Raw genomic sequence first — 11,490 nt, forward strand, 5'->3', positions numbered from 1 at the left:
ACCAGCGCGATCAACGCGCCTAATCGCAGCTTTTGCGTCGGTTGCGACATTTCAGTTTCCCTTTGAAGTGTGGTGAGCGTGCATTTGTAACAACTATTAACTAAACGGATAAAGGTAGATGACGTTTATCAGGTAACGCCAATTAACGCCTGTTTATATATAGCCGATGACGCTAACGCCTAGCACGTTAAGACAGTTTTGTGCGCTGATCCCGATAATTCAATTCTGTACTGAAAACAGACGCTGAAAATTTGCCAAAAGCTGAAAAAGAACTAGCGTGATAATTCGAAAGTAATAATAGCCATTCCCAACAATGTAGCCACAACGCCTCTAGGACGGGCCTTGCGGGCAGAGTATTTATGCCTTCAGTCGAAGCCTAAGTCATTCATTAACAATGGAATGTGACCATGCACTGATCTAAGTCAGCTGTTTGAACAGACAACAGAACTACGCTGTGATCTCTTCTCTCCTGCAATGGAGTCATGCAATGTCTGAAGCTCCCGGAAAACTACGACTAGGTGCACTGGTTGCATTGGTAGTCGGCTCAATGATCGGTGGCGGGATATTCTCCTTGCCTCAAAACATGGCCGCCAGCGCCGACGTCGGTGCGGTACTTATCGGTTGGGCCATCACTGCTGTCGGCATGCTCACCCTCGCTTTTGTCTTTCAAACCCTCGCCAATCGCAAGCCTGACCTGGACGGCGGCGTCTACGCCTACGCCAAGGCCGGTTTCGGCGATTACATGGGTTTCTCGTCCGCCTGGGGCTACTGGATCAGTGCCTGGCTGGGCAACGTCGGTTACTTCGTTCTGCTCTTCAGCACCCTCGGTTACTTCTTCCCGATTTTCGGTGAGGGCAATACTGTCGCAGCGGTGATTGGCGCCTCGGTGCTGTTGTGGGCGGTGCACTTTCTGGTGCTGCGCGGGATCAAGGAAGCGGCGTTCATCAACCTCGTGACCACGGTTGCCAAGGTCGTACCGCTGCTGCTGTTCGTGTTGATCGCGGTGTTCGCTTTCAAACTGGACATCTTCACCGCCGACATCTGGGGCATCAAAAATCCGGATCTGGGCAGTGTGATGAACCAGGTGCGCAACATGATGCTGGTCACCGTGTGGGTGTTCATCGGCATCGAGGGTGCAAGCATCTTCTCGGCCCGTGCGGAAAAACGCTCGGACGTCGGCAAAGCCACCGTGATCGGCTTCATCACCGTGCTGCTGTTTCTGGTGCTGGTCAACGTGCTGTCGCTGGGCATCATGACCCAACCGGAACTGGCGAAACTGCAGAACCCGTCGATGGCCGCCGTGCTCGAGCATGTGGTCGGTCACTGGGGCGCAGTGCTGATCAGCGTCGGTCTGATCATCTCGCTGCTGGGGGCGCTGCTGTCGTGGGTGCTGCTGTGTGCGGAGATCATGTTCGCCGCCGCCAAAGACCACACCATGCCGGCGTTCCTGCGCAAGGAAAACGCTAACCATGTGCCGGTCAACGCCCTGTGGCTGACCAACGCGATGGTGCAGATTTTCCTCATCATCACCCTGTTCTCGGCCAGCACTTACCTGTCGCTGATCTACCTCGCCACTTCGATGATTCTGGTGCCGTACCTGTGGTCGGCGGCCTACGCCCTGCTGCTGGCGGTGCGCGGAGAAAGCTATGAAGGCTTTGCAGCCGAGCGGCGCAAGGATCTGATTATCGGCGGCATCGCCCTGATCTACGCGGTGTGGCTGCTGTATGCCGGCGGGGTCAAGTATCTGCTGCTCTCGGCCCTGCTTTACGCACCCGGCGCGATTCTGTTCGCCAAGGCCAAGCTGGAACTCAAACAAGCGATTTTCACTAACGTCGAGAAGCTGATTTTCGCCGCAGTGGTCGTCGGTGCCCTGGTGGCGGCCTACGGTCTTTACGACGGCTTCCTGACTCTGTAACCCCTGATTGATTTGTTATCTGGAGGATCTGAAATGACCACGGAAAAAGTTAAGTACGGCGTCCATTCCGAAGCCGGCAAACTGCGCAAAGTCATGGTGTGCTCCCCAGGTCTGGCCCATCAGCGGCTGACCCCGAACAACTGCGATGAACTGCTGTTCGACGATGTGCTCTGGGTGGCCCAGGCCAAGCGTGACCACTTCGACTTCGTCACCAAAATGCGCGAGCGCGGCATCGATGTACTGGAAATGCACAACCTGCTGACCGACATCGTCGCCATCCCTGAGGCGCTGGACTGGATCCTGGAGCGCAAGGTCACCGCCGATTCGGTGGGCCTGGGCCTGATCAACGAAGTCAAATCCTGGCTGAAAAGCCTCGAACCGCGACACATCGCTGAATTCCTGATCGGTGGCGTATCTGCCGATGATCTGCCGGACAGTTTCGGCGGCAAGACCATCCAGATGTTCCGCGACTTCCTCGGCCATTCGAGCTTCATTCTGCCGCCGCTGCCGAACACCCAGTTCACCCGCGACACCACCTGCTGGATCTATGGCGGAGTGACGCTGAACCCGATGTACTGGCCAGCGCGCCGTCAGGAAACCCTGCTGACCACCGCCATCTACAAATTCCACCCGCAATTCACCAACGCCGATTTCGAGATCTGGTACGGCGACCCGGACAAGGATCACGGCAGCTCCACCCTCGAGGGCGGCGACGTCATGCCGATCGGCAACGGCGTGGTGTTGATCGGCATGGGCGAGCGCTCATCGCGTCAGGCCATCGGCCAACTGGCGCTGAACCTGTTCAAGAACAAAGCCGTGGAAAAAGTCATCGTCGCCGGCCTGCCGAAGTCCCGCGCCGCGATGCACCTCGATACCGTGTTCAGCTTCTGCGACCGCGACCTGGTGACGATTTTCCCGGAAGTAGTGAATCAGATCGTCGCGTTCACCCTGCGTCCTGACGAAAGCAAACAGGGCGGCATCGACATCCGCCGCGAAGAAGGCACCTTCCTCGACACCGTGGCCAAAGCCCTCAACCTGCCGAAGCTGCGCGTGGTGGAAACCGGCGGCAACAGCTTCGCCGCCGAACGCGAGCAATGGGACGACGGCAACAACGTGGTGGCCGTGGAGCCGGGCGTGGTCATCGGCTACGACCGCAACACCTACACCAACACCCTGCTGCGCAAGGCAGGCGTGGAAGTCATCACCATCAGCGCCGGTGAACTGGGCCGAGGCCGTGGCGGCGGCCACTGCATGACCTGCCCGATCATCCGCGACCCGATCGATTACTAAACCTCTGAGCCCTGGCCGGCACTTATAAAGTGCGGCCAGGGGGATAACCGACACCGAAGGAGATCCATCATGGCTTTCAACATTCACAACCGTAACCTGCTCAGCCTCGAACACCACACACCACGTGAGCTGCGTTACCTGCTCGACCTGTCCCGCGATCTGAAACGCGCGAAATACACCGGCACCGAACAACAACACCTGAAGGGCAACAACATCGCCCTGATCTTCGAAAAAACCTCGACCCGCACCCGTTGCGCCTTCGAAGTGGCAGCCTATGACCAAGGCGCCAACGTCACCTACATCGACCCGAACTCATCGCAGATCGGCCACAAAGAAAGCATGAAAGATACCGCCCGCGTGCTCGGGCGCATGTACGACGCCATCGAATACCGTGGCTTCAAACAGGAAATCGTCGAAGAGCTGGCGAAGTTCGCCGGCGTGCCGGTGTTCAACGGCCTGACCGACGAATATCACCCGACTCAGATGATCGCCGACGTGCTGACCATGCGTGAACACGCCGACAAGCCGATTCATGAAATCAGCTACGCCTACTTGGGCGACGCACGCAACAACATGGGCAACTCGCTGCTGCTGGTTGGCGCCAAACTCGGCATGGACGTGCGCATCTGTGCGCCGAAAGCCCTGTGGCCACTGGATGATCTGGTCGAGCGTTGCCACAAATATGCGGAAGAAAGCGGCGCACGTATCACCCTGACTGAAGACCCGAAAGCGGCGGTCAAAGGCGTCGACTTCATTCACACCGACGTCTGGGTGTCGATGGGCGAGCCGGTGGAAGCCTGGGCTGAGCGTATCCAGCAACTGCTGCCGTACCAGGTCAACGCCGAACTGATGAAAGCCACCGGCAACCCGCGTACCAAGTTCATGCACTGCCTGCCGGCGTTCCACAACAGCGATACCAAGGTCGGCAAACAGATCGCCGAGCAGTATCCGCACCTGGCAAACGGCATCGAAGTGACCGACGACGTATTCGAGTCGCCTGCCTGTATCGCCTTCGAGCAAGCGGAAAACCGCATGCACACGATCAAGGCGATTCTGGTCTCGACCCTGGCTGATCTGTAACCACTGTTGATCCATGATCGTTCCCACGCTCCCGCGTGGGAATGCATCCCGTGACGCTCTGCGTCACAGCGGACGCGGAGCGTCCGTGGCGGCATTCCCACGCAGAGCATGGGAACGATCAACACGAAAAGGACATGCACCATGCGTATCGTCGTAGCGCTGGGCGGTAACGCCCTGCTCCGCCGTGGTGAACCGATGACCGCTGACAATCAGCGCGCCAACATCCGCATCGCCACCGAGCAAATCGCCAAGATCCATCCCGGCAACCAACTGGTCATCGCCCACGGCAATGGCCCGCAAGTCGGCCTGCTGTCACTGCAAGCGGCGGCTTATACCTCCGTCACCCCTTACCCGCTGGACGTGCTCGGTGCCGAAACCGAAGGCATGATCGGTTACATCATCGAACAGGAACTGGGCAACCTGCTCGACTTCGAAGTGCCGTTCGCCACCCTGCTCACTCAGGTGGAAGTCGACGCCAAGGATCCGGCCTTCCAGAAACCGAGCAAACCGATCGGCCCGGTCTACGACAAGGCTGAAGCGGAAAAACTCGCCGCCGAAAAAGGCTGGGCGATTGCCCCGGACGGCGACAAGTTCCGCCGTGTGGTCGCCAGCCCTCGGCCAAAACGCATCTTCGAAATCCGCCCGATCAAGTGGCTGCTGGACAAGGGCAGCATCGTCATTTGCGCCGGTGGCGGCGGGATTCCGACCATGTATGACGAGAACCGCAACCTCAAGGGTATCGAGGCGGTGATCGACAAGGACCTGTGCTCGTCGCTGCTCGCCGAGCAACTGGAAGCCGATTTGCTGGTGATCGCCACGGACGTCAACGCGGCGTTCATCGATTACGGCAAACCAACGCAGAAAGCCATCGCCGAAGCGCACCCGGATGAACTCGAACGCCTCGGTTTCGCCGCCGGCTCGATGGGGCCGAAGGTGCAGGCAGCCTGCGAATTTGCACGCCATACTGGCAAGGTCGCGGTGATCGGTTCGCTGGCGGACATCGAAGCCATCGTCCAGGGCACGGCCGGTACTTGCGTGACTACCGCGAAGCCCGGCATCACTTACCGATAATCAGAAACTACGGGGGCAGACCGAGGGTCTGCCCTTCTCCAATGCCTTGAAAGGAGAAAACCATGGCCCAGTTTGAACCCGGTCATTTGCATATCGAGCGGCACGCGTTGACCCCGGACGATGTCAGTTACAACGTACACCTCGACTATGAAGTGTTCACCGATCCGCAAAAAGGCAAAGGCATCCAGTTCACGATGCATGGCAACCTTCAGGGAAAAGACATGAAAGAAACCTTCTTCCTGCCCAAGGAGGAGGCCTACAACTTCGCCAACAACGTGACGCGAATCGCCGAGAAATATGGCATACCCAGAACCCACAGCCAGATCGGCTCGGTGCACAAGCATTACGATCTGATGTTTGAAGACATTCGCAAGCAGCTCGATATGAAATCCGGCGACCCGGTCAATCTTGAGCATTTTGAGTAAACCTTGAAAAGCCCCTCACCCTAGCCCTCTCCCCGAGGGAGAGGGGACTGATTGGGAGATGCTTCGGAGTTACACCGACCTGAACTCGCTTTACCGAATCCATAATCGACTGGTTCTTTCAGGTCGATGTCAAACCTCAGACACCTCGGTCGGCCCCCTCTCCCCTTGGGAGAGGGCTGGTGAGGGGACTGATTGGGAGATGCTTCGGAGTTACGCCGACCTGAACTCGCTTTACCGAATCCATAATCGACTGGCTACTTCAGGTCGATGTAGACCCCAAGACACCTCGGTCAGCCCCCTCTCCCTCCGGGAGAGGGCTGGGGTGAGGGTGCTTTTGCTTTCACCTCTCTCCAAGCCCAAGGCATACTTGCCACCCTCCGCTCTGCAGATCACTGAACCGCCCCATGCGTATCCACGTCAGCTTCATCGACCGCGTCGGCATCACCCAGGAAGTCCTGGCTATCCTCGGTGGGCGCAATCTCAATCTGGATGCGGTGGAGATGATCCCGCCGAACGTCTACATCGACGCACCGACCCTGAGCCCGCAAGTGCTCGAAGAACTGAAAGATGCGCTGTTCCGGGTGCTCGGCGTGGAAGCGGTGACCGTGGTCGACATCCTCCCCGGCCAGCGTCGGCATTTGCAGCTCGACGCATTGCTGGCGGCAATGACCGATCCTGTTCTGGCGCTCGACAGTGCCGGCAAGGTGCTGCTGGCCAACCCGGCGTTGATCGCGTTGTACGGTCGCGAACCGGCCGGCGAGAGTGTCGCGGAACTGTTCAACGATCCCGCGCTGCTCGACACCTTGCTCGAAAATGGCTTCCGTCTGCCGCTGCGCGAGATCACGGTCAACGGCCAGACCCTGCTGCTCGACGCCACGCCGATCACCGACGCCGGCGCCTTGCTGACCTTGTATCAACCCAACCGCATCGGCGAACAACTCTCGGCGCTGCACCACGACCACGCCGAAGGTTTCGATGCACTGCTCGGCGAATCCCCGGCGATCCGCACGCTCAAGGCTCGCGCCCAAAGAGTCGCCGCCCTTGACGCACCGCTGTTGATTCAAGGCGAAACCGGCACTGGGAAGGAACTGGTCGCCCGCGCCTGCCACGCCATCAGCGCTCGCCACAGTGCACCGTTTCTTGCCCTCAACTGCGCGGCGCTGCCGGAGAACCTCGCCGAGAGCGAACTGTTCGGCTACGCCCCCGGCGCCTTCACCGGCGCGGCGCGCGGCGGCAAACCGGGGCTGATGGAACTGGCCAACCAGGGCACGGTGTTTCTCGATGAGATCGGCGAGATGTCGCCGTACTTGCAGGCCAAGCTGCTGCGCTTCTTGAACGACGGCAGCTTCCGTCGCGTGGGCGGTGATCGCGAAGTGAAGGTCAACGTGCGCATCCTCAGCGCGACTCACCGCGACCTGGAAAAAATGGTCAGCGAGGGCTTGTTCCGCGAAGACCTGTTCTACCGCCTCAACGTGCTCAACGTCGAAGTCCCGCCGCTGCGCGAGCGCGGCCAGGACATTCTGTTGCTGGCGCGATATTTCATGCAGCAGGCTTGCGCGCAGATTCAGCGCCCGGTCTGCCGCCTCGCCCCGGGGACTTACCCGGCGCTGCTCGACAATCGCTGGCCGGGCAACGTGCGGCAGTTGCAGAACGTGATCTTCCGCGCGGCGGCGATTTGCGAGAGCAGCCTGGTGGATATCGGCGATCTCGACATTGCCGGCACCTCGGTGGCACGTCAGGCAGACAGCGATGTCGACAGCCTTGAACAAGCGGTCGAGTCGTTCGAAAAAACGCTGCTGGAAAAACTCTACGTCAGCTACCCCTCGACCCGCCAACTGGCCAGCCGCCTGCAAACCTCGCACACCGCCATCGCCCATCGACTGCGCAAATACGGCATTCCCAATAAACCCTGACTCACCCAAATCCCCTGTAGGAGCTGCCGAAGGCTGCGATCTTTTGATCTTGATGTTGAAAAAAACACAGTCAAAAGATCGCAGCCTTCGGCAGCTCCTACACCAGGCATATCTGCTTCAAAAACGACCTCCACCTGTACTGAAAGCGCTACAGCGGAACGATATCGCTACACCCTCCGCCAGTCACCGCCGTGCAAGGCTTTGATCCCGTTCAGCTTTTTTCCCTGCCCCACGCTGTAGCGATTTCGCTACACCCACACCCTCAGCCACAACTTAAAAAATCCACAAGCCATTGTTTTATATAGAAAAACTCACATTGGCCGCGATCTTGCTAATCAACTCCTCATAAATAAGGGCTTCCCTGCCCAAGCCTTCCACCGCGTCCACCAGACGAGTCTGGCCCCCTGAGGAGTTTCCATGAGCGAGTTGCGTTTTACTGAAGATCACGAATGGCTGCGCACCGAAGCTGACGGCAGCGTTACTGTCGGCATCACCGCTTTCGCGCAGAACGCCCTGGGCGACGTGGTGTTCGTGCAACTGCCTGAGCTGCAGGCTTACGAAAAAGGCGCCGAAGCCGCCACCGTCGAATCGGTAAAAGCCGCCAGCGGCGTATACATGCCCCTCGATGGCGATGTGCTGGAAGTGAACCCGGCGTTGGAAAACGCCCCGGAACTGGTCAACGAAGATCCGCTGGGCGAAGGCTGGTTCTTCCGCTTCCAGCCTGCCGACGCATCGGCCGTGGCCAAACTGCTCGATCAAGACGCCTACGACCGCCTGATCAAAGCCCAAGCCGAAGCCTGAGGAATAACGACATGAGCCAAATCAACATCGGCACCGCCAACGAATTCATCGCCCGTCACATCGGCCCGCGCGCCGGTGACGAGCAAGCCATGCTCAACAGCCTCGGCTTCGATTCGCTCGAAGCCCTGAGCGCCAGCGTCATCCCGGAAAGCATCAAGGGCACCAGCGTGCTCGGCATGGACGACGGCCTCAGCGAAGCCGATGCCCTGGCGATGATCAAATCCATCGCCGGCAAAAACCAGCTGTTCAAGACCTACATCGGCCAGGGCTACTACAACTGCCACACGCCGTCGCCGATCCTGCGCAACCTCCTGGAAAACCCGGCCTGGTACACCGCGTACACCCCGTACCAGCCAGAAATTTCCCAGGGTCGTCTCGAAGCGCTGCTGAACTTCCAGACCATGATCAGCGACCTCACCGGCCTGCCGATCGCCAACGCATCCTTGCTCGACGAAGCCACCGCCGCTGCCGAAGCCATGACCTTCTGCAAACGCTTGAGCAAGAACAAAGGCAGCCACCAATTTTTCGCCTCGATCCACAGCCACCCGCAAACCCTCGACGTGCTGCGCACCCGTGCCGAGCCGCTGGGCATTGAAGTTGTGGTCGGCGACGAGCGTGAACTGACTGACGTGACGCCGTTCTTCGGCGCGCTGCTGCAATACCCGGCGAGCAACGGTGACGTGTTCGACTATCGCGAACTGACCGAGCGCTTCCACGCCGCCAACGCGTTGGTTGCAGTGGCCGCAGACCTGCTGGCCCTGACCCTGCTGACCGCCCCGGGCGAGTTCGGCGCGGACGTCGCCATCGGTTCGGCACAACGCTTCGGCGTGCCGCTGGGCTTCGGTGGCCCGCACGCTGCGTACTTCTCCACCAAAGATGCGTTCAAGCGCGACATGCCGGGCCGTCTGGTCGGTGTCTCGGTTGACCGTTTCGGCAAACCGGCGCTGCGCCTGGCGATGCAAACCCGCGAGCAACACATCCGCCGCGAGAAAGCCACGTCGAACATCTGCACCGCACAAGTGCTGCTGGCCAACATCGCCAGCATGTACGCCGTCTACCACGGCCCGAAAGGCCTGACCCAGATCGCCAACCGCGTGCATCACCTGACCGCGATTCTGGCCAAGGGCCTGACCGCTCTGGGCGCGGAAGTCGAACAAGCCAGCTTCTTCGACACCCTGACCGTAGCCACCGGCGCGCAAACCGCCGCGCTGCACGACAAGGCGAACGCTGCACAGATCAACCTGCGCGTGATCGATGCTCAGCGTCTTGGCCTGTCGGTGGACGAAACCACCACCCAGGCGGATATCGAAACCCTGTGGGGCCTGTTCGCCGACGGCAAGGCCCTGCCGGACTTCGCTGCGCTGGCTGCTTCGGTGCAGAGCACCATCCCTGCTGCGCTGGTGCGTCAGTCGCCGATTCTCAGCCACCCGGTGTTCAACCGTTATCACTCGGAAACCGAGCTGATGCGCTACCTGCGCAAACTGGCGGACAAGGATCTGGCGCTGGATCGCACCATGATCCCGCTGGGCTCGTGCACCATGAAACTCAACGCCGCCAGCGAAATGATCCCGGTGACCTGGGCTGAATTCGGTGCGCTGCACCCGTTCGCTCCAGCCGCGCAAAGTGCCGGCTACCAACAACTGACCGATGAACTGGAAGCGATGCTCTGCGCCGCCACCGGTTACGACGCGATCTCGCTGCAACCGAACGCCGGTTCGCAAGGCGAATACGCAGGCCTCTTGGCGATCCGCGCCTATCACCAGAGCCGTGGCGATGAGCGCCGCGACATCTGCCTGATCCCGTCGTCCGCTCACGGCACCAACCCGGCCACCGCCAACATGGCTGGCATGCGCGTGGTCGTGACTGCCTGCGACGCCCGCGGCAACGTCGACATCGAAGACCTCCGTGCCAAAGCCATCGAGCACCGCGAACACCTCGCTGCGCTGATGATCACTTACCCGTCGACCCACGGCGTGTTCGAAGAAGGCATCCGCGAAATCTGCGGGATCATTCATGACAACGGCGGCCAGGTGTACATCGACGGCGCCAACATGAACGCGATGGTCGGCCTCTGTGCACCGGGCAAGTTCGGCGGCGATGTTTCGCACCTGAACCTGCACAAAACCTTCTGCATCCCGCACGGCGGTGGCGGCCCGGGCGTCGGCCCGATCGGCGTGAAGTCGCACCTGACCCCGTTCCTGCCCGGCCACGGCCAGATGCAACGCAAGGAAGGCGCGGTCTGCGCAGCACCGTTCGGCAGCGCGAGCATTCTGCCGATCACCTGGATGTACATTCGCATGATGGGCGGCGCCGGTCTGAAGCGCGCTTCGCAGTTGGCGATCCTCAACGCCAACTACATTTCCCGTCGCCTCGAAGAGCACTACCCAGTGCTGTACACCGGCAGCAACGGCCTGGTGGCGCACGAATGCATTCTGGATCTGCGTCCATTGAAAGACAGCAGCGGCATCAGCGTCGATGACGTCGCCAAGCGCTTGATCGACTTCGGCTTCCACGCCCCGACCATGTCGTTCCCGGTAGCGGGCACGCTGATGATCGAGCCGACCGAAAGTGAATCCAAAGAAGAACTGGATCGCTTCTGCGACGCCATGATCCGCATCCGCGAAGAAATCCGCGCGGTGGAAAACGGCACGCTGGACAAGGACGACAACCCGCTGAAAAACGCCCCGCACACGGCGGCGGAGCTGGTTGGCGAGTGGACCCACCCGTACAGCCGCGAACAAGCGGTGTACCCGGTAGCGTCGTTGATCGAAGGCAAATACTGGCCACCGGTCGGTCGTGTCGACAACGTCTTCGGTGATCGCAACCTGGTCTGCGCCTGCCCGTCGATCGAAAGCTACGCTTAAAAGAATAAGGGGCGGGAAAACCTGCCCCTTTCTCCAGAACACCACGGATTCCTGTGGGAGCTGGCTTGCCAGCGATGAGGGTGGATCAGTCTCAATCTCTGCTGCCTGACACACCGCCATCGCTGGCAAGC

General features: G+C 60.0%; 8 protein-coding genes. All 8 read left to right on the plus strand.

The features are described from left to right. The first annotated feature begins 487 nt into the window (after positions 1–487). The 8 genes from arcD (at position 488) to gcvP (ending at position 11,359) form a co-directional block, all read left to right on the plus strand. A complete protein-coding gene (gene arcD / locus M9827_RS24005) occupies positions 488–1,915 on the plus strand; it encodes an arginine-ornithine antiporter (protein ID WP_250607502.1) in 1,428 nt (475 codons plus the stop codon). 33 nt (positions 1,916–1,948) lie between these two features. Next, positions 1,949–3,205, plus strand: a complete 1,257-nt coding sequence (arcA, locus tag M9827_RS24010) for an arginine deiminase (RefSeq protein ID WP_095048203.1) — start codon at positions 1,949–1,951, stop codon at positions 3,203–3,205. 69 nt (positions 3,206–3,274) lie between these two features. Beyond that, the gene (locus tag M9827_RS24015) at positions 3,275–4,285 is read left to right on the plus strand and encodes an ornithine carbamoyltransferase (protein WP_250607504.1); all 1,011 of its coding nucleotides are present in this window, start codon (positions 3,275–3,277) and stop codon (positions 4,283–4,285) included. Between the two features lie 141 nt (positions 4,286–4,426). After that, positions 4,427–5,356, plus strand: a complete 930-nt coding sequence (arcC, locus tag M9827_RS24020) for a carbamate kinase (protein WP_250607506.1) — start codon at positions 4,427–4,429, stop codon at positions 5,354–5,356. Between the two features lie 62 nt (positions 5,357–5,418). Next, positions 5,419–5,781 carry a DUF5064 family protein gene (locus tag M9827_RS24025; RefSeq protein WP_250607508.1) on the plus strand — a complete coding sequence of 121 codons (363 nt, stop codon included), beginning with the start codon at positions 5,419–5,421 and terminating at the stop codon, positions 5,779–5,781. 404 nt (positions 5,782–6,185) lie between these two features. Beyond that, entirely contained in the window at positions 6,186–7,694 is a 1,509-nt protein-coding gene (gene gcsR, locus M9827_RS24030) for a transcriptional regulator GcsR (protein ID WP_250607510.1), read from the plus strand. A gap of 417 nt (positions 7,695–8,111) precedes the next feature. Beyond that, complete coding sequence (gene gcvH, locus M9827_RS24035) at positions 8,112–8,495, plus strand: glycine cleavage system protein GcvH (RefSeq protein ID WP_250607512.1); 384 nt, start codon at positions 8,112–8,114, stop codon at positions 8,493–8,495. Positions 8,496–8,506: 11 nt separating this feature from the next. After that, on the plus strand, positions 8,507–11,359 hold the full coding sequence (gene gcvP, locus M9827_RS24040; RefSeq protein ID WP_250607514.1) for an aminomethyl-transferring glycine dehydrogenase: 2,853 nt from the start codon (positions 8,507–8,509) through the stop codon (positions 11,357–11,359). Positions 11,360–11,490 lie beyond the last annotated feature (131 nt).

This window comes from Pseudomonas sp. AKS31, from assembly GCF_023634765.1.
GTDB lineage: Bacteria > Pseudomonadota > Gammaproteobacteria > Pseudomonadales > Pseudomonadaceae > Aquipseudomonas.